The sequence below is a fragment of the Micromonospora globosa genome, from assembly GCF_000717585.1.
GTDB lineage: Bacteria > Actinomycetota > Actinomycetes > Mycobacteriales > Micromonosporaceae > Micromonospora > Micromonospora aurantiaca.
The window spans coordinates 1-17,227 of the sequence record NZ_JNZR01000024.1 but is presented as its reverse complement, the minus strand read 5'-3'; the positions used below and the strand labels follow the sequence as shown (position 1 = coordinate 17,227).

Annotated in this window: 18 protein-coding genes; 12 read left to right on the top strand and 6 right to left on the bottom strand. The window is 74.3% G+C overall.

Going from position 1 to position 17,227, the window contains the following annotated elements:
- Positions 1 to 1,255: 1,255 nt before the first annotated feature.
- From IF06_RS33650 to IF06_RS0121180, 4 genes are all read left to right on the top strand, one after another.
- A complete protein-coding gene (locus IF06_RS33650) occupies positions 1,256 to 1,696 on the top strand; it encodes a hypothetical protein (protein ID WP_157551513.1) in 441 nt (146 codons plus the stop codon).
- A 1,152-nt stretch (positions 1,697 to 2,848) separates the two neighbouring features.
- The gene (locus tag IF06_RS0121190) at positions 2,849 to 3,700 is read left to right on the top strand and encodes an ABC transporter permease (protein WP_030273043.1); all 852 of its coding nucleotides are present in this window, start codon (positions 2,849 to 2,851) and stop codon (positions 3,698 to 3,700) included.
- 28 nt (positions 3,701 to 3,728) lie between these two features.
- Positions 3,729 to 4,529: an ABC transporter permease gene (locus tag IF06_RS0121185; RefSeq protein ID WP_030273041.1), complete on the top strand. Its 801-nt coding sequence runs from the start codon at positions 3,729 to 3,731 to the stop codon at positions 4,527 to 4,529.
- The gene (locus IF06_RS0121180; RefSeq protein WP_030273040.1) at positions 4,526 to 5,503 is read left to right on the top strand and encodes an ABC transporter ATP-binding protein; all 978 of its coding nucleotides are present in this window, start codon (positions 4,526 to 4,528) and stop codon (positions 5,501 to 5,503) included. The genes IF06_RS0121185 and IF06_RS0121180 overlap by 4 nt, the downstream gene beginning before the upstream one ends.
- Here the strand turns inward: IF06_RS0121180 and IF06_RS0121175 are convergent.
- Entirely contained in the window at positions 5,487 to 6,047 is a 561-nt protein-coding gene (locus IF06_RS0121175; protein ID WP_013287712.1) for a helix-turn-helix domain-containing protein, read from the bottom strand. The genes IF06_RS0121180 and IF06_RS0121175 overlap by 17 nt on opposite strands.
- A gap of 67 nt (positions 6,048 to 6,114) precedes the next feature.
- Here IF06_RS0121175 and IF06_RS0121170 point away from each other — a divergent pair, with 67 nt between their 5' ends.
- Together IF06_RS0121170 and IF06_RS0121165 are read left to right on the top strand one after the other, a co-directional pair.
- Entirely contained in the window at positions 6,115 to 6,903 is a 789-nt protein-coding gene (locus IF06_RS0121170) for an AzlC family ABC transporter permease (protein WP_030273037.1), read from the top strand.
- Positions 6,897 to 7,205: an AzlD domain-containing protein gene (locus IF06_RS0121165; protein ID WP_013475721.1), complete on the top strand. Its 309-nt coding sequence runs from the start codon at positions 6,897 to 6,899 to the stop codon at positions 7,203 to 7,205. Before IF06_RS0121170 ends, IF06_RS0121165 begins: the two co-directional genes overlap by 7 nt.
- A 69-nt stretch (positions 7,206 to 7,274) precedes the next feature.
- Here the strand turns inward: IF06_RS0121165 and IF06_RS0121160 are convergent, their stop codons facing one another.
- From IF06_RS0121160 to nadA, 3 genes are all read right to left on the bottom strand, one after another.
- Positions 7,275 to 7,880, bottom strand: a complete 606-nt coding sequence (locus tag IF06_RS0121160) for a DUF3043 domain-containing protein (RefSeq protein ID WP_013287709.1) — start codon at positions 7,878 to 7,880, stop codon at positions 7,275 to 7,277.
- Positions 7,881 to 7,994: 114 nt separating this feature from the next.
- The gene (murA, locus tag IF06_RS0121155) at positions 7,995 to 9,350 is read right to left on the bottom strand and encodes a UDP-N-acetylglucosamine 1-carboxyvinyltransferase (RefSeq protein WP_030273035.1); all 1,356 of its coding nucleotides are present in this window, start codon (positions 9,348 to 9,350) and stop codon (positions 7,995 to 7,997) included.
- Positions 9,351 to 9,564: 214 nt separating this feature from the next.
- A complete protein-coding gene (gene nadA, locus IF06_RS0121150; RefSeq protein WP_030273033.1) occupies positions 9,565 to 10,740 on the bottom strand; it encodes a quinolinate synthase NadA in 1,176 nt (391 codons plus the stop codon).
- Positions 10,741 to 10,783: 43 nt separating this feature from the next.
- On the opposite strand from nadA, the gene IF06_RS0121145 reads away from it, so the two are divergent.
- From IF06_RS0121145 to IF06_RS0121130, 4 genes are all read left to right on the top strand, one after another.
- Positions 10,784 to 11,944 (top strand): glycerate kinase, encoded by a 1,161-nt coding sequence (locus tag IF06_RS0121145; protein ID WP_030273031.1) that lies wholly within the window; start codon positions 10,784 to 10,786, stop codon positions 11,942 to 11,944.
- A 140-nt stretch (positions 11,945 to 12,084) separates the two neighbouring features.
- A complete protein-coding gene (gene erpA, locus IF06_RS0121140; RefSeq protein ID WP_013287705.1) occupies positions 12,085 to 12,453 on the top strand; it encodes an iron-sulfur cluster insertion protein ErpA in 369 nt (122 codons plus the stop codon).
- A gap of 179 nt (positions 12,454 to 12,632) precedes the next feature.
- On the top strand, positions 12,633 to 13,607 hold the full coding sequence (locus IF06_RS0121135) for a carbohydrate kinase family protein (protein ID WP_013287704.1): 975 nt from the start codon (positions 12,633 to 12,635) through the stop codon (positions 13,605 to 13,607).
- Positions 13,604 to 14,155 carry an AAA family ATPase gene (locus IF06_RS0121130; protein ID WP_030273028.1) on the top strand — a complete coding sequence of 184 codons (552 nt, stop codon included), beginning with the start codon at positions 13,604 to 13,606 and terminating at the stop codon, positions 14,153 to 14,155. The genes IF06_RS0121135 and IF06_RS0121130 overlap by 4 nt, the downstream gene beginning before the upstream one ends.
- A 66-nt stretch (positions 14,156 to 14,221) precedes the next feature.
- On the opposite strand, the gene IF06_RS0121125 is transcribed toward IF06_RS0121130, so the two are convergent.
- Positions 14,222 to 14,449: a sulfurtransferase TusA family protein gene (locus IF06_RS0121125; protein WP_030273026.1), complete on the bottom strand. Its 228-nt coding sequence runs from the start codon at positions 14,447 to 14,449 to the stop codon at positions 14,222 to 14,224.
- Positions 14,446 to 15,597, bottom strand: coding sequence for a cysteine desulfurase family protein (locus IF06_RS0121120; protein WP_030273024.1), 1,152 nt, complete (start codon positions 15,595 to 15,597; stop codon positions 14,446 to 14,448). Before IF06_RS0121120 ends, IF06_RS0121125 begins: the two co-directional genes overlap by 4 nt.
- 171 nt (positions 15,598 to 15,768) lie before the next feature.
- On the opposite strand from IF06_RS0121120, the gene coxB reads away from it, so the two are divergent.
- Both coxB and IF06_RS0121110 read left to right on the top strand, forming a co-directional pair.
- A complete protein-coding gene (gene coxB, locus IF06_RS0121115) occupies positions 15,769 to 16,740 on the top strand; it encodes a cytochrome c oxidase subunit II (RefSeq protein WP_030273023.1) in 972 nt (323 codons plus the stop codon).
- 10 nt (positions 16,741 to 16,750) lie between these two features.
- On the top strand, positions 16,751 to 17,179 hold the full coding sequence (locus IF06_RS0121110; RefSeq protein WP_013287699.1) for a cytochrome c oxidase subunit 4: 429 nt from the start codon (positions 16,751 to 16,753) through the stop codon (positions 17,177 to 17,179).
- Positions 17,180 to 17,227 lie beyond the last annotated feature (48 nt).

Here is a 17,227-nt window from a genome sequence, read left to right as displayed (position 1 = left end):
TGCCTGTCATGGGCCGAGCCGCCTGTGCTTCCGGGGCGGCAGGGCCCATCGTCGGGACGACCGGTGGTGGCGTGGTCGGCCGGGCCGGGGCAGGGCCCGGATAGGTGGGCGGCGCGGGACGAGCCGGCGCGGCCTCGGTCGGCTGGACGGGACCGGCCGAAGGAGGCTCTTGACGTTCCTCGGTCCGCCCATGCGGCGGCGTGGGGTGGACGGGCTCCGCTCGTCCCGTGCCGGTCGGAGCCTGCGCATCGCCTCTGGGCGTGCCGACAACCGGCGCAGGGGGAGTGACCCCGCCGGAGACCGGTGCGCCGGAAACGGGCGCACCCGAGGCGGGCGCACCCGAGACGGGCGCACCGGGCTCGTCTCGGACGGGAACGGCCGGTGCGGAACCGCCGTCGGCGACGCGTCGGTCGGGCTCGGTCACCGGCGGACGGGTCGCCTCGTACCGACCCGGCGCCGGCATCCGGTGCTGCTCGTCCGTACCAGCTGGTGGCACGGGCCGCAGCGGGGCCTGGCCGGTCGACGGCGAGCCGTCACCGGAGTGCGCGGGCGTGCGCGGTGTCGACAGCGGATCCGGCACCGCCGGGACAGGGCGGGGACGGTCGTCGGGGCGCGGGTGCCCGGCCGACCCGGCCGGGGCCGTGCTCCTGCCCTCGGCGCCTCGGACCGGATGAGCATCGGGCCATCGCCCAGGCCGCGTCGTCCCCGGTGCGTCCGGCGGCGTCCGGCGCTCGTCCGGCCGCGCCGTCCGGGAATCGTCGGAACGCGCGGCGACCTCGTCCGGCCGGCGACGGTCCTGCTCCGGCTGCGCTCGACCGGCTTCGAGGCGCGACAGGGCGGCGTCGGGGCGCGTCGGGGCGGCTTCCGGACGCGTCGGGGCGGCGTCGGGGCGCGTCGGGGCGGCGTCGGGGCGCGACGGGGCGATGGGCGGCCGGGTGGCGTGGGGACGCGGACCGGTGCCGTCGGGCTGCGCGCCCGGACCGGCGGGCCGAGCGTCGCGTGGGTCCGGACGGACGGGGCCGTCCTGCTCGGGACGGCGCGCGTCGGGGCGTGGACCGTCGGGGGGCGGCATCGGGTGCCGGGGCGGCATCGGCCGGTCCACGGGTGGGCGGTGCCGGTCGTCCGGCCGGTACGCGTCGGGTTCCGGCCGGGGGCGGGGCTCGATGACGGGCCACTCGCCCTGGTGCGGGCGGGGACGATCGGCCGGCGGGCGCTGCCAACGCTGGTCGGCGCCCGGCCGCACGGGGGCGGAGGCTTGCGGGTCAGCCGGACGGTGCCCCTGCGCGCCGTACCGGCCGGGTTCGCCCTGCTGCGCGGGCCGCCCGTTCTCGGGTGCCCGGCGCTGGGTCTCGGGGTAGGCGGCGGCCTCGCGGCCCGGCGCACGATCGTCCCACCGGCCACCGGCCGGGTCGCGCCGGTCCGCCGGGGGACGTGGGCCGGGCTCGCGCCAGCTGTCACGCCCGGGCTCACGCCGGCCGTCGTGGCCCGAACCGGCCCGACCGGGTTCACGCCGGCCGTCGTGGCCCGGCTCGCTCCAGCCTGGTTCGCGCCGGCCGTCGCGGCCGGGCTCGGCCCGGCCTGGCTCACGTCGGCCCGGCTCGCCCTGGCCGGCAGTGCTCCGCTCCGACGGCGGCACGGCCTGGTCACGCCCGTCGATGCCGGGACCGCGCCGACCACGGGCCGGATCGTCCGGTGACGGCTCCACGAAGGGGCCGCGACGACCATCGGGCAGGGGTTCGCGGCGTCCGCCGGGGGAGTGGTCCTGGCGAGCGTCGGGTGGCGTGCCCCATCGTTCACCGGAAGCCGCCGGACGACCGTCGGCCGGGGCGTGCCTGCGCGGAGCGGGGTGCGGGGTCTCGTTCGGCTCCGCCATCCAGCCCGGTTGGACGGTCTGGCGCGGTGGGCCGTCGGGGCGTACCCAGCGTTGGTCGAGCCGCTCCGGAGGCGGACCGGGGCGGTGGGGCCGACGGCCGTCCGCGCCGGGGCCGTCGGGATGCCCGCGCCGCTCGTCCGGCCCCGCGGGGCGCTGTCCGCCGGAACTGGCGGAACCGATCGGGTACGCCCCGCGCGAGGCGGCCGGCCCGTCCAGGTACGTGCCGCGTGGTCCTGCCGGCCCGTCTGAGTGCCCGCCGCGCGGCCCTGCCGATCCGCCCGGATGCACGCCGCGCGGCGCTGGCGTGTTCGAGTGCCCGCCGCGTGGCCCGGCGGGGCTGGTCGGGTGCACCCCGGGCGGGGCCGCGGGACTGATCGGGTACCCAACGCGCGGGACCGCCGGGCTGACCGGGTATGTGCCGTGCGGGCCGGCCGGACTGGTCGGGTATGTGCCGTGCGGGCCGGCCGGACTGACGGGCTCACCGCCGCGCGGGCCGGCCGGGCTGACCGGATGACCGCCGGCCGGGCTGACCGGGTAGACGTCGCGTGGACCGGCCGGACCCGCCGGGCGTCCGCCCTCGTGCCCGGGGGGCCGGGAACCGGCGGGGCTCACCGGATACGTGTCCTCGTCCGGCGCGGGGCTGACCGGCCGTACCTCGGCGCGGCCGACAACGGGGCGCGGACGCGGCGTCAGGTTCTCGATGCCGATGTCACCCGGGTAGCGCTGCCCGGGGAACTGCGGCTGCCACTCGTGGGTTGGCTCGGCGGCCCAGGCCGGTTCGGCCGGCTCGCGCCAGCTGCCCCAGCCACTCATCGGCAACCCCTCCGGCCGCTCGCGCGGGACGGCCCCGGGGCCGGCTCGCGTCGCTCGCTCACGGCGGTGTCACCTCATTGGAAATTCTCGCGCTGGGGCGCCGGACGTGCCGGTACAGTCGCCCGGTCCAGCACGTCGTGGCTGCGGAAGGAGGGTAACGGCGTGGGCTCGGTCACCGCCACTGTGGCACCACCCACCGGCGCACACGTTACCCCATGGTTTCGGACATTCGGCGCGATCGCGGCGGCCGGGTTCCGTCGGCACGCGACCTACCGTCAGGCCGCCGTGGCGGGGTTGTGCACAAACACCGTGTTCGGTTTCCTGCGCTGCTACATCTTCCTCGCGGCGACGGGTGCGGCGGGCACCGTGGCCGGCTACGACCGGGCGCAGCTCGCCACGTTCGTCTGGGCCGGCCAGGGTCTGCTGGCGGTGATCGCGATCTGGGGCTGGACCGATCTGGCCGACCGGATCCGTACCGGCGAGGTGGCCGCCGACCTGCTGCGGCCGGTGCATCCGGTGACCAGCTACCTCGCCACCGACCTGGGCCGGGCCGGGTTCGCGTCGCTGGTCCGGCTGGTGCCGCCGCTGGTGGTCGGCCCGTTCTTCTTCGCCGTGTACGTGCCCCGGCACTGGGCCACGGTGCCGCTGTTCCTGCTCTCCGCGGTGCTCGCGGTGGTGGTCTGCTTCGGCTGCCGCTACCTGGTCAACGCCACCGCGTACTGGTTGCAGGACGTCCGGGGCCCGATGATCCTGTGGACGCTCGGCTCCGGCGTGCTGGCCGGACTCTACTTCCCGCTCGGCTTCCTGCCCGGCTCGCTGGAGGCGGTCCTGCGGTACGCCACCCCGTTCCCCAGCATCCTCCAGGTGCCGCTGGACGTGCTGGTCGAGCGGGAGCCGATGTCCGTCGGTCTCACCCTGGTCGGGGTGCAGGCGGGCTGGGCGGTGCTGCTGCTGGCGCTGTGCCGGCTGGTGCAGCGCCGCGCCGAGCGTCGTCTGGTGGTCCAGGGTGGCTGAGCGCGGCAGCGCGCCCAGGGTGGCTGAGCTGGCTGAGCTACGGGCGTACCGGGCGCTGCTCGGTGCGCAGGCGCGCTCGCAGGCGGCGTACCGCACCTCGTTCGTGGTGGACCTGGTCGGCAACGTGGGCGCCACCGTGTTCGACGTGGTCACCGTCCTGGTGATCTTTGGCGTGACGCGGGAGCTGGGCGGTTTCACGCTGCGCGAGACGCTCGTCGTGGTCGGCCTGTCGTCGTGCGGCTTCGCCACCGCCGACCTGCTGGTCGGCAACATCGAACGGCTTCCCCGGTACGTGCGCACCGGCCTCTTCGACGCCGTGCTGGTACGCCCGCTCGGTGCGCTGCCGCAACTGCTGCTGATGGACCTGCCGTTGCGCAAGCTGTCCCGGGCCGTGTTCGGGCTCGCCGTGCTGCTGTTCGCGCTCGTCTCGGCCGGCATCGACTGGACGCCGGGCCGGGTCGCGCTGGCGGTGGTCGCCCCGCTGGCCGCCGTGGTCTTCTTCGGCTCGGTCTTCGTGCTGACCGCCACGGTGTCGTTCTACTGGGTCGACTCCGGCGAACTGGCCAACGCGGTCACCTACGGCGGGCGCGACTTCACCTCGTACCCCGTCACCGTGTACGGCGGCTGGTTCCGCGCGCTGTTCGCGTACGGGATGGGGTTCGCCTTCGTCAGCTACCACCCGGCGCTGGCGCTGCTGGGCCGCGCCGACCCGCTCGGCCTGCCGCAGTGGGCGGGCTGGGCCGCGCCGGGCGTCGCGGTGGTCGCCGCGGCGCTGGCCGCCCTGGCCTGGCGCGTCGGGGTCCGCCACTACCGGAGTACGGGGTCATGAGCGTCATCGAGATGGACGGGCTGCGCAAGGAGTTCACGGTACGGGTGAAGGCCGGGCCGCTGCGGCGCGAGAAGCGGACGGTGACCGCCGTCGACGGGGTCGACCTGCGGGTGGAGCGCGGCGAGATGCTCGGCTACATCGGCCCGAACGGCGCCGGGAAGTCGACCACGCTGAAGATGCTCACCGGCGTGCTGACGCCGTCGGCGGGGCGGGCCCGGGTGTGCGGGCTGCGGCCGGTGGCCGACCGGACCCGGCTGGCGCTGCGCATCGGGGTGGTGTTCGGGCAGCGCTCGCAGCTCTGGTGGGACCTGCCGTTGCGGGACTCGTTCGACCTGTTGCGGCACGTCTACCGGGTGCCGGCCGGCGAGCACGCGGTCCGGCTGGCCCGCTGCCGGGAGCTGCTCGACCTGGACGGGTTCCTGGACACGCCGGTCCGGCAGCTCTCGCTGGGTCAGCGGATGCGCGGCGAGCTGACCGCGGCGCTGCTGCACGGCCCGGAGGTGCTGTTCCTGGACGAGCCGACGATCGGCCTGGACGTGGTGAGCAAGCAGGCGGTGCGCGGCTTCCTGGCCGAGCTGGGCCGGGCCGGGGACACCACGCTCGTGCTCACCACGCACGACCTGGCCGACATCGAACGGCTCTGCCGGCGGCTCGTGGTGATCGACCACGGGCGGGTGGTGCACGACGGGTCCATCGCCGAGCTGCACCGCCGGTACGGCTCGCGCCGCATGGTGGTCGCCGAGCTGGACGCGGCGCTGCCCGAGCCGCCGGTGCTGCCCGGCGCGCCGGTGCAGCGGGTGGAGGCGGACGGGCGGCGGCTGGTCTTCGCGCTGGAACGGGCGAGCGTCGCCGAGGTGGTGGCCGGGCTGGCCGGCCTGACCACGCTGCGGGACATCTCGATCGTGGAGCCGGACATCGAGGAGGTGGTGACCCGGCTTTACCGCGCGCCATCCGCGGTCACGGGTGCTCCATGACGAGTACGGCGAAGGTGCCGGGGGCCAGCGCCTCGTACCGGTGCGGGGTGTCACCGGGGAAGGTGGCGTAGTCGCCCGGCTCCAGCTCGACCAGGTCGGTCTCGGGGCCGACCCGCATCCGCCCGGCGGCTACCACGACGTGCTCGACGCTGCGCGGGGTGTGCGCCTCGGCGAGCCGTACCGCGCCGGGTTCCAGCTCCATCACGTAGACGTCGCGCCGGGCGTGCGGCGCCCCGGCCGCGAGCAGGGTGGCCGAGAAGTCGGCGTGCTCGGACCGGATCCGGGGCCCCTGCCCGGCCCGGACCACGCGGACGGCGGCGGTGGGTGGTTCGACCAGGCGGCTGAACGGTACGTCCAGCGCCACGCCGAGCGCCCAGAGCGTCTCCACGCTGGGGTTGCCGGACCCGGACTCCAGCTGGGACAGGGTGGACTTGGCGATCCCGGCGCGGCGGGCCAGCTCGGTCAGCGACAGGCCCGCCCGTTCACGCTCGCGGCGCAGCGCGGCGGCGATGGTGGCGAGCGGGGGAGCGGGGTCGATCGCCATATGTTCGCTCCATCGGTCGGTTTGTTCGGTTTGACGAACCAGCGTGCTTCCGTTCAGGATAATGGACATGCGTACGGCATACCGAACGGGCGACACCCGGGTGCTCCGCGACGTCGCCGCCATCGGCGCGGCGATGCTCGCCGTGGGCGCGTCGTTCGGCGCCGTGGCGGTGGCCGCCGGCCTGCCCGTCTGGGCCACGCTCGCCATGTCGGCGGTCGTCTACGCCGGTGGCGCCCAGTTCATGGCCGTCGGGCTCGTCGCGGCCGGCAGCCCGCTCGCGGCGGTCCTCGCCGGTCTGCTGCTCAACGCCCGGCACCTGCCGTTCGGCCTGGCCCTCGGTGGTGCGCTCGGTCCGCGGCGCGCGCAACGGCTGCTCGGCAGCCACCTGATGACCGACGAGGCCACAGCGTTCGCGCTGGCCCGCCCGGCCGGGCCGGAGCGGCGCCGGGCGTTCTGGCTCGCCGGGGTGCTGCTGTTCCTGGCCTGGAACGCCGGCACCGCGCTCGGCGTGCTCGCCGGCGGCGCGGCCGGCGACCCGGCGACGCTGGGACTCGACGCCGCGTTCCCCGCCGGGCTGGCAGCACTGCTGCTGCCCAGCCTGCGCGACCGGGAGACCCGCCGGGTGGCGCTCCTCGGCGCCGGCCTCGCCGTGCTGGCGACCCCGCTGCTGCCGGCCGGGCTGCCGGTGCTGCTCGCGCTCGCCGCGCTGGCCCTGCCGCTGCTGGCCCGCCGCCGGCTACCCGCCGCGCCGTCCGATGTGACGGCTGCGTCGCCCGATCCGGATGCCGCGCCGGACGGGACCGCTGACGAAGCGGCTGACGGCCGGAGCGTACGGGCCGGGGAGGTCTCGTGCTGATCGCCGTGATCCTCGCGCTGGCCGCCGGCACCTACGGGTTCCGGGTCGCCGGGGTGCTGCTGCGGGACCGGCTGGACCTGCCGGAGTGGTCCCGTCACCTGCTGCCGATCGGCGCCGCCACGCTGCTGGCCGCGCTCGCCGCCACCGCGGCGCTCACCGAGGCCGGCGGCTTCGCCGGCTACGCCCGGCCCGCCGGTGTGCTCGTCGGCCTGCTGCTCGCCTGGCGCCGGGCGCCGTTCGTGCTGGTCGTGGTCGCGGCGGCGGCCACCACCGCGGTGCTGCGCCTGCTCGGGGTGGACTGAGGCCGGTCCTCGCACGAGAACGGCCCCTCACCGCCGGGGCGGGGAGGGGCCGATTCGGGGCCGGTCCGGTCAGACCTTGTCGCCGATGTTCACCCGGGGTGCGGGAGCGCGCATCCGGCGGAACGTGATCGACCGCATGATCGCGTAGAAGTAGAGCGAGCCGAGCTTCTCGGTGCTCTTGGGGAAGCGCTCGCGGACCAGCCGCTTGATCTTCCGGGAGATCAGGATCGAGTCGATCAGCACGCCGAGCGCCAGCGCGCCCCAGAGCACGTTCGACAGCAGCCGCACGATCGGCGGCATGGCCTGGTTGGAGCCGAACAGCACGATCAGCGCGCCGCCGAAGAACCAGGTGCCGATCGTACGGCGGGAGTCGACCACGTTGCGGGCCAGCAGCCGCTCGGGGCCCCGGTCACGCGGGCCGCCCTCGCGGCGGAACTCGGCGGCGGCCTCGGCGCGGGCGGCGCGGCGCTGCGCGCGGGCCTCCTCCTTGGTCAGCGGCTTCGCCGGCGCGGTCGGCCGGCGACCGGCGACCGGACGCTTGGGCGTGACCTGCCCGAGTTCCTTCTTGCTGGGCGTGTAGCCCCGAGGGCGGGCGGCGGACTCCTCGTCGGTCGTCACAGTGGTGACGGAATCCTCGACGAGGTCGGCGGGCTTGCGGCGAAACAGCGACGGCACGCGGCAAGGGTAGCCAACCGGCCGCGTCCGGTGCACATCACGGGTGCACCGGGCGCGGCCGCTTCCGGTCGCGGCGCCGCGACAGGGGCGCTGTCGCGACGCGGAACGGGACGGTCAGGGACGCTCGACGTGGGCGCCGAGGTCGGCCAGCTTGGCCTCGAAGTCCTCGTAGCCGCGGTTGATCAGGTCCACGCCGTACACCCGGGAGGTGCCCTCGGCGGCCAGCGCCGCGATCAGGTGGCTGAACCCGGCCCGCAGGTCCGGGATGACCAGGTCGGCCGCGTGCAGCTTGCTCGGCCCGGCGATCACCGCGGAGTGCTTGAAGTTGCGCCGGCCGAAGCGGCACGGGGTGCCGCCGAGGCAGTCCCGGTAGACCTGGATGTTGGCGCCCATCGTGTTCAGCGCCTCGGTGTAGCCGAGCCGCTGCTCGTAGACCGTCTCGTGGACGATCGACAGGCCCCGGGCCTGGGTGAGCGCGACCACCAGCGGCTGCTGCCAGTCGGTCATGAAACCGGGGTGCACGTCGGTCTCCAGCGCCACCGCGTTCAGCTCACCGCCCGGGTGCCAGAACCGGATGCCGCCCTCCTGGCCCGGGCTGCCGCCGCGCGGCGGACGCAGGTCGGTGACCTCGTACTCGCCGCCGACCGACCGGAAGATGTTCAGGAAGGTCATCATGTCGGCCTGCTGGGCGCCCAGCACCTCGACGTGACCGCGGGTCGCCAGCGCCGCCGCCGCCCAGCTGGCCGCCTCGATCCGGTCCGGGATCGGCCGGTGGGTGTAGCCGTGCAGCTTCTTGACGCCCTGGATCTCGATCACCCGGTCGGTGTGCACCTTGATGATCGCGCCCATCTTCTGGAGCACGCAGATGAGGTCGATGATCTCCGGCTCGACCGCCGCGTTGCGCAGTTCGGTGACGCCCTCGGCCATCACCGCGGTGAGCAGCACCTGCTCGGTGGCGCCCACGCTCGGGTACGGCAGCGCGAACTTCGTGCCGTGCAGCCCGTTGGGCGCGGACAGGTGCAGGCCCTCCGGCGTCTTCTCGACGGTGGCCCCGAACTCGCGCAGCGCCTGGAGGTGGAAGTCGATCGGGCGCGGGCCGATGTGGCAGCCGCCCAGGTCGGGGATGAAGGCGTGGCCGAGCCGGTGCAGCAGCGGGCCGCAGAACAGGATCGGGATGCGGCTGGACCCGGCGTGCACGTTGATCTGGTCGGTGCTGGCGCTTTCGACGTTCGTGGGGTCGAAGACGAGTTCGCCCTCCTCCACGCCGTCGCTGACCTTCACGCCGTGCAGGCCGAGCAGACCGCGGACCACCTCGACGTCACGGATACGCGGCACGTCGAACAGCCGGCTCGGTGTGTCGCCCAGCAGGGCGGCCACCATCGCCTTGGACACCAGGTTCTTCGCGCCGCGCACGCGGATCCGCCCTTCAAGCGGAGTGCCTCCGTGTACGACCAGGACGTCGTCGGTCAACGCAACCTCCAGCGCGTTGGGTGCTGCCGTGTCTAGTGATGGGTGCACGAAGTTCATCGCTACCCGGAACGCGGTCATGGGAAAACGGGCCGCGTGTGTCGTCGCCCCGGCAGCATAGCCCTCCGTGACGGGAATGGAATCGGTCACATCGCCAGCGAGGGCACGAACCGGGGTGTCCGGTGCGTTTCCGTGCCAGCGGGGTCACCGACGGTGATCAGGCTCCCGGAAGGGCGAGCATCTGGTCCAGCGCCGACCGGGCGTGTCGGGCGGTCTCCGGGTCGACGGTGATCTGGTTGACCACGCGTCCGGCGACCAGCTCCTCCAGCGCCCAGACCAGGTGCGGCAGGTCGATCCGGTTCATCGTCGAGCAGTAGCAGACCGCCCGGTCGAGGAACATGATCTGCTTGTCCGGGTGGGCCAGCGCGAGCCGGCGCACCAGGTTCAGTTCGGTGCCCACCGCCCACGCCGAGCCGGCCGGGGCCGCCTCGATGGTCCTGATGATGAACTCGGTCGAGCCGACCAGGTCGGCGGCGTTCACCACCTCGTGGCGGCACTCCGGGTGCACCAGCACGTTCACGCCCGGCACCCGCTCGCGTACGTCGTTGACGCTGTCGAGCGTGAAACGGCCGTGCACCGAGCAGTGACCCCGCCACAGGATCATCTTCGCGTCGCGCAGCTGCTCCGGGGTCAGCCCGCCGTTCGGCTTGTGCGGGTCGTAGAGCACGCAGTCGTCGAGCGAGAAGCCCATCTCCAGCACCGCGGTGTTGCGGCCGAGGTGCTGGTCGGGCAGGAACAGTACCTTGCGGCCCTGCTCGAAGGCCCAGTCCAGGGCCCGCTTGGCGTTCGACGAGGTGCAGACCACGCCGCCGTTGCGGCCGACGAAGCCCTTGATGTCCGCCGAGGAGTTCATGTACGTCACCGGCACGGTCTCCGCCGCGATGCCCAGATCGGTGAGCGTGTCCCACGCGGCCTCGACCTGCGACAGCACCGCCATGTCGGCCATCGAGCAGCCGGCGGCGAGGTCGGGCAGGATCACCTTCTGCGCGTCCGAGGTGAGGATGTCCGCGCTCTCGGCCATGAAGTGCACGCCGCAGAAGACGATGTACTCCGCGTCCGGGCGGGCGGCCGCCTCCCGGGCCAGCTTGAACGAGTCGCCGGTCACGTCGGCGAACTGGATCACCTCGTCGCGCTGGTAGTGGTGGCCCAGGACGAACACCTTCGTGCCGAGCGCGGCCTTCGCGGCGGCGGCACGGGCCACCAGGTCGGGGTCGCTCGGCGCGGGGAGATCACCCGGACACTCCACGCCACGCTCGGTGGCGGGGTCGCTGCCGCGGCCGAGGAGCAGCAGCGCCGTGGCGGTGTTGGACGGCTCAACCCAGGTCGAAGTCACGCCCCCATGGTCCCACAGCGCGACCACCGCGCAGCCGTCCCCGATGTGGCCTGCCACACTGCTGCGCATGCGCGTGCTGCTCTGTCCGGACAAGTTCGCCGGCACGCTGTCGGCCCCCGACGTGGCCGCCGCGGTGGCCGACGGCTGGCGTGACGTCGCGCCCGGCGACGACCTGCTGGCCCGGCCGCTCGCCGACGGCGGGCCGGGGTTCCTCGACGTGCTCGCCCGGGCGCTCGGCGGACGCCGGGTGCCGGTGCCCACGGTCGACCCGCTGGGCCGCCCGGCCGCCGGTGAGATCCTGCTCACCGACGACGGCACGGCGTACCTGGAGAGCGCGCAGGCGTGCGGACTGCACCTGCTCACCGCCGCCGAACGCGACCCGAAGGCCACCACCTCGTACGGGCTGGGGCTGCTCGTCGCCGCCGCGGTCGAGGCGGGCGCGCGGACGGTGGTGGTGGGGCTGGGCGGCTCGGCCACCAACGACGGGGGTGCCGGGATGCTCGTCCCGCTGGGCGTCACGCCGCTGGACGGCGCCGGCCGGGCCCTGCCGTACGGCGGCGCGGCGCTCGCCGAGGTGGCCGCGCTCGACGGGGAGCCCCGGCTGCGCGGCGCGACGCTCGTCGCCGCCACCGACGTGGACAACCCGCTGCTCGGGCTGCACGGCGCGAGCAGCGTCTTCGGCCCGCAGAAGGGCGCCGATCGGGCCGGCGTGCTGCTGCTGGACGCCGCGCTGACCCGCTGGGCGGAGGTGCTGACCGAGCGCCTGCCCGGCTGCCCGTCCGGGCTGGGCGCGCTGCCCGGCGGCGGCGCCGCAGGCGGCCTCGGTGCGGCGGTGCTGGCGCTCGGCGGCCGGTGCGAATCCGGCATCGGCCTGGTCACCCGTGCGGTGGGGCTGGACGCCGCGCTCGACGCCGCCGACCTGGTGATCACCGGCGAGGGCTCGTTCGACCACCAGTCACTGCGCGGCAAGGTGGTCGCCGGTGTGGCCGGGGCGGCCCGGGACCGGGGCGTGCCCTGCGTGGTGCTGGCGGGACGGGTGAGCACCGGGCGGCGGGAGGCGGCAGCGGCCGGTGTCACCGAGGCGCACAGCCTCGTGGAGCACTTCGGCGGCGAGGAGCACGGGGGAGTGGACGCGGCGATGGCCCGCCCGGCCGAGGGTCTGCGCGCGCTCGGCGCCCGCCTGGCGCGGCAATGGAGCCGCTGACCGGTTCCGCTGGTCACGCCGCCGGGTGGTGACGCCGGAGGCGGCGTACGATCGAAAGACGGACCACACCGGGAATCACTGGCGGACGTGCGGCGTTGGCCAGGACGTCCGGACCTCATACCGCGCAGGGAGACTTCCACGTGACCACGCCAGCGCAGACCGAGTCGACCGAGGCCAAGGCCCCCAGCACCGTCGTCCTCACCGACGTCGCGGCGCAGAAGGTCAAGGCCCTGATCGAGCAGGAGGGCCGCGACGACCTGCGGCTCCGGGTCGCCGTGCAGCCGGGTGGCTGCTCCGGCCTGCGGTACCAGCTGTTCTTCGACGAGCGCTCGCTCGACGGTGACGTCGTCACCGACTTCGACGGTGTCGAGGTCGTCGTCGACCGGATGAGCGCCCCCTACCTGGCCGGCGCCACCATCGACTTCGCCGACCGGATCGACGCCCAGGGCTTCACCATCGACAACCCGAACGCGGGCAACTCCTGCGCCTGCGGCGACTCCTTCAGCTGAGTCGACAGACCGACCGACAACGGCGGGCCGTCCCGGGTGGGGCGGCCCGCCGTTTCGTCGTACCCCCTGCGCGTGACGTCCGGATGTGCGCCGATCGACCGGTTGGTGACCGACCGCCGTCCGTGCGGCCCGGGGGCCGGTAGGCTGACCGCGCCGTGCTCCCGACCCCGAGGGTTGACATGAAGATCGCCGTGACCGGCTCGATCGCGACCGACCACCTGATGAGCTTCCCCGGCCGATTCGCCGACCAGCTCATCGCCGACCAGCTCGACAAGGTCTCGCTGTCCTTCCTCGTCGACGAGCTGGTGCTCCGCCGCGGCGGCACCGCGGCGAACATCGCCTTCGGCATGGCCCAGCTCGGGCTGCGCCCGGTGCTGCTCGGCGCGGTCGGCGCCGACTTCGCCGACTACCGCTCCTGGCTGGAGCGCCACGGCGTCGACTGCGACTCGGTGCACGTCAGCGAGGTCGCGCACACGGCACGCTTCGTCTGCACCACCGACACCGACATGTGCCAGATCGCCTCCTTCTACGCCGGGGCGATGAGCGAGGCCCGCAACATCGAGCTGGCCCCGGTGGCGCAGCGCCTCGGCGGTCTGGACCTGGTGCTGGTCAGCGCCAACGACCCGGCCGCGATGATCAGGCACTCCGGCGAGTGCCGGGACCGCGGCTACTCCTTCGTCGCCGACCCGTCGCAGCAGCTGGCCCGGATGGACGGCGAGGACGTGCTCGGCCTGATCGACGGTGCCGACTACCTGATGACCAACGAGTACGAGAAGTCGCTGCTCCAGAGCAAGGCCGGCCTTACCGACGAGCAGCTGCTGGACCGGGTCAAGGTGCGGGTCACCACGCTGGGCAAGCAGGGTGTGGAGATCGCCGGCCGGGAGATCGGCACGATCCGGGTGCCGATCGCGCGGGAGATGCAGGCGGTCGACCCGACCGGTGTCGGCGACGGCTTCCGGGCCGGTTTCTTCGCCGCGCTCGACTGGGGCGTCGGCCTGGAGCGGGCGGCCCAGGTCGGCTGCCTGCTGGCCACGCTCGTGCTGGAGAACTTCGGCGGCCAGGAGTACGAGGTCCGCCGCGACCTGTTCGTGAAGCGACTCGCCGAGTCGTACGGTGACGCGGCCGCCGAGGACGTCCGGCCGCACCTGCTGTGACCGGCCCGGCGGCCCCGGCCGGAGGGGTGGACCCGGAGGTCCGCCCCGGCGGCGGCGGTCCGGTGCTCGTCGCGTTCGCCGGGCTGCCGGGCGTGGGCAAGACCACGCTCGCCGCCCGGGTCGGCGCCGCCCTGCGCGCCCCGGTCCTGCCGGTCGACCCGGTCGAGCGCGCCCTGCACCGCTACGGCCTCACCGGCGACGTACCCGGCATGGCCGCCTACGGCGCGGTCGCCGGGCTGGCCGAGGTGCAGCTCGGCCTCGGGCTCAGCGTGGTGGTCGACGCGGTGAACCCGGTCGCCAGCGCCCGGGGCCTCTGGCACGACGTGGCCGAACGGGCCGGCGTGCCGCTGCGGGTGATCGAGGTGCACTGCGGCGACGAGGAGGAGCACCGCCGCCGGGTCGAGGCCCGCCCGCCCGAGGAGCACGGCACCTGGGAGCAGACGCTGCGCCGCCGGGCCGAGTACGAGCCGCTGATCGGCCCGCGCCTGGTGGTCGACACCGCCGTGGCCGCCGACCCGCTGCCGGGCATCCTCGCGTACCTGCGCTGACTGCTGGTCGGCCGGCGTTAAGAAGGGCCCCTTCCTCTACCTGAGGCGTTAAGAAGGGGCCCTTCCTTACACCCGGACGTCGTAGGCGGGCCCCGGGCGCTCGGCGAGGAACTCGTGGCCGCGCATCCGGCACCACGCCGGGATGTCCACCGCCGCCGCCGGGTCGTCGGCCAGCACCCGTACCACCGCGCCGGCCGGCAGGCCGGGCACCAGCCGGGCGAGATTGATCACCGGCAGGGGACAGCGCTGCCCTCGGCAGTCCAGCACCTCGTCCGGCTCGCTCCTCGCGCTCACAGGTCCGTCACCCCCGCCTCCGCCCGCAGGTCCGCCACGATCCCGGGCAGCTCGGCCAGGAACCGCTCCACGTCCGCCTCGGTGGTCTCCCGGTGCAGCGACACCCGCACGTTGCCGTGCGACAGCACCCCCATCGCCTCCAGCACGTGTGACGGGCGCAACGTCGACGACGTGCACGACGAGCCGGAGGACACCGCGAACCCGCGCCGGTCCAGCGCGTGCAGCAACGCCTCACCGTCGACGTACAGGCAGGAGAACGTCACCAGGTGCGGCAACCGGTCCACCGGGTCGCCGACCACCTCCACGTCCGGCACCTCGGCCGCCACCCGCGCCCGGATCCGGTCGACAAGCGGACCCAGCCGGGCCGCCTCCGCCGCCGCGTCGGCCGCCGCCGCGCGCAGGCTCGCCGCCGCCGCGACCACCGCCGGCAGGTTCACCACCCCGGGGGTACGCCCCGACTCCCGCTCGTCGGCCGGGTACGGCGACTCCCACCGGGTGCCCTTGCGCACCACGAGCAGTCCGACACCGGGCGGTCCGCCCCACTTGTGCGCGCTGGCGGTCAGCACCGACCAGCCCGACGGCAGCGGCGCCCGCCCGGCCAGCTGCGCCGCGTCCACGTACAGCGGCACGCCCGCCTCGGCGCACAGCTCCGCCGCCGCGGGCACCGGCTGCACAGTGCCCACCTCGTGACTGGCCCCGATCAACGCCGCGAGGGCCACGCCGGGCGCGGCCACCGCCGCCGCCCAGGCGTCCAGGTCCACCCGGCCCGACCGGTCCACGGGTACGGACACCGCCGCGCCGCCACCTGCCGTGTGCCGCTCCGCGGCGTGCAGCACCGCCGAGTGCTCGATCGCCGAGTGCACGAGCGTCGCCCCGGCCCGCCGCCGCCCGGCCAGGCCTCCGAGTACGGCGGCGTGCGCTGCCGCCGTACCGCTGGGGGTGAAGGACAGCTCGTCGGCGCGGACGCCGAGCGTCTGCGCGGCGGCCTCGCGCGCGGCGTCGAGGAGCTGGCGAGCCCGGCGGGCCGCCGAGTAGAGCCGGGCCGGGTCCGCCCAGCCGTCGTCCAGTGCGGCCAGCATCGCCTGCCGCGCGACCGGATGCAGCGGCGCCGCGCTGGCGGCGTCCAGGTAGACCGGGGAGACGCTCATGAGGCTCCACGCTATCGCCCGGTTACGCCCAAGATCCCCCCGATGGGGGTGGACAGCGACCCCAAGACGGCCTGGCCGGTCATGGTCGAGTAATCTGCGACCGTCGGTGACGCCTTTGCCGTCGGTGTCAAGGAGAACAACCGCCGCGGCGCGCTAGGGAGGCAGGACCAGGTGGTCGCAAGGAGTTCGGAGGTACGGCGCTCGGCCGTACGGCACAGCGCTTCCCCGGGGGCCGGTGGACGCCGGCGGCGTGGTGCTGGTCGAATCGCCGGGCTCGGTCTCGGCGCGGCGGCGCTGCTGGTCTCGCTCACCGGCTGTGACGTCGGCAAGGCGTTCGGCGGGTTCGGCTGGCCGCAGGGCGGCATCACGCCCGAGTCGCACCGCATGTACGACCTGTGGATCGCGTCCTGCATCGCGGCGCTCGCCGTCGGCGTGTTCGTGTGGGGCCTGATCTTCTGGTGCGTGGTCCGCTACCGCAAGCGCGGCAACGAGCTGCCGGTGCAGACCCGCTACAACCTGCCGATGGAGTTCCTCTACACCATCGCGCCGATCCTCGTGGTCTCCGTGCTCTTCTACTACACGGCGGTCGTGCAGACCGACGTGAACAAGCAGTCGAAGAACCCGGACGTCACCGTCGAGGTCGTCGCGTTCAAGTGGAACTGGCAGTTCAACTACCGCGACGGCCAGGGCCCCGAGGCCAACACCGTCGCCTCGGTGCTCGGCACCAGCGAGGTCATCCCGGTGCTGGTGCTGCCCAGCGGCCGCTCGATCCGCTTCGAGGAGACCAGCCGCGACGTCATCCACTCGTTCTGGGTGCCGGAGCTGCTGTTCAAGCGGGACGTCATGCCGGGCAACGTGCGCAACACGTTCGAGGTCTCCAGCATCGACCAGGAGGGCGCGTTCGTCGGCCGCTGCGCCGAGCTGTGCGGCAGCTACCACGCCTTCATGAACTTCGAGCTGCGGGTCGTCTCGCCGGAGAAGTACGACCAGTTCCTGGCGGCCAAGAAGGCCGGCAAGTCGACCCAGGAGGCGCTCGGCGCGATCGGTGAGGAAGAGTACGCCACCGAGACGAAGCCGTTCGACACCCGGCGCGACGTGAACAACTTCAACCCGTCCGACGCGACGGCCGGCGCGGGAAGCTGAGGGGTCCGGCATGAAGACCGAGTGGAAGATCTTCCTGACCATCGCCACGTTCCTCCTCGGCGCGACGATCCTCTACGGCGCCTGGACGTACGCCGACAGCGGCGGTCACGTCGAGTGGATCGGCACGGTGGCGCTGCTGCTGTCCTTCCTGCTCTGCGCGATGTGCGGCGGCTTCTTCTGGTTTGTCTCCCGCCGTATCGACCTGCGCCCCGAGGACCGGCCGGACGGCGAGATCGCCGACGGCGCCGGTGAGGTCGGCTTCTTCAGCCCTGGCAGCTACTGGCCGTTCGGGCTGGCGCTGGCCGCCGCGATCGCCGGTCTCGGCCTGGTGTTCTGGCAGTTCTGGCTGCTGGGACTGGGCCTGGTGGCGGTCGTCCTCGCCACCTGCGGGCTGCTGTTCGAGTACTACTCGGGCACCCGCCGTACCGCCGAGCACTGACAGACCCACCGCCGCAGGCCCGCCACCCCCCACCGGGGGAGGCGGGCC

Coding starts and splice junctions, on each gene's coding strand:
- IF06_RS0121110 (WP_013287699.1), top strand. CDS start 16,751: ATGAAGACCGAGTGGAAGATCTTCCTGACCATCGCCACGTTCCTCCTC.
- IF06_RS0121170 (WP_030273037.1), top strand. CDS start 6,115: ATGCGTACGGCATACCGAACGGGCGACACCCGGGTGCTCCGCGACGTC.
- IF06_RS0121175 (WP_013287712.1), bottom strand. CDS start 6,047: ATGGCGATCGACCCCGCTCCCCCGCTCGCCACCATCGCCGCCGCGCTG.
- IF06_RS0121180 (WP_030273040.1), top strand. CDS start 4,526: ATGAGCGTCATCGAGATGGACGGGCTGCGCAAGGAGTTCACGGTACGG.
- IF06_RS0121145 (WP_030273031.1), top strand. CDS start 10,784: ATGTGGCCTGCCACACTGCTGCGCATGCGCGTGCTGCTCTGTCCGGAC.
- IF06_RS0121135 (WP_013287704.1), top strand. CDS start 12,633: ATGAAGATCGCCGTGACCGGCTCGATCGCGACCGACCACCTGATGAGC.
- IF06_RS0121120 (WP_030273024.1), bottom strand. CDS start 15,597: ATGAGCGTCTCCCCGGTCTACCTGGACGCCGCCAGCGCGGCGCCGCTG.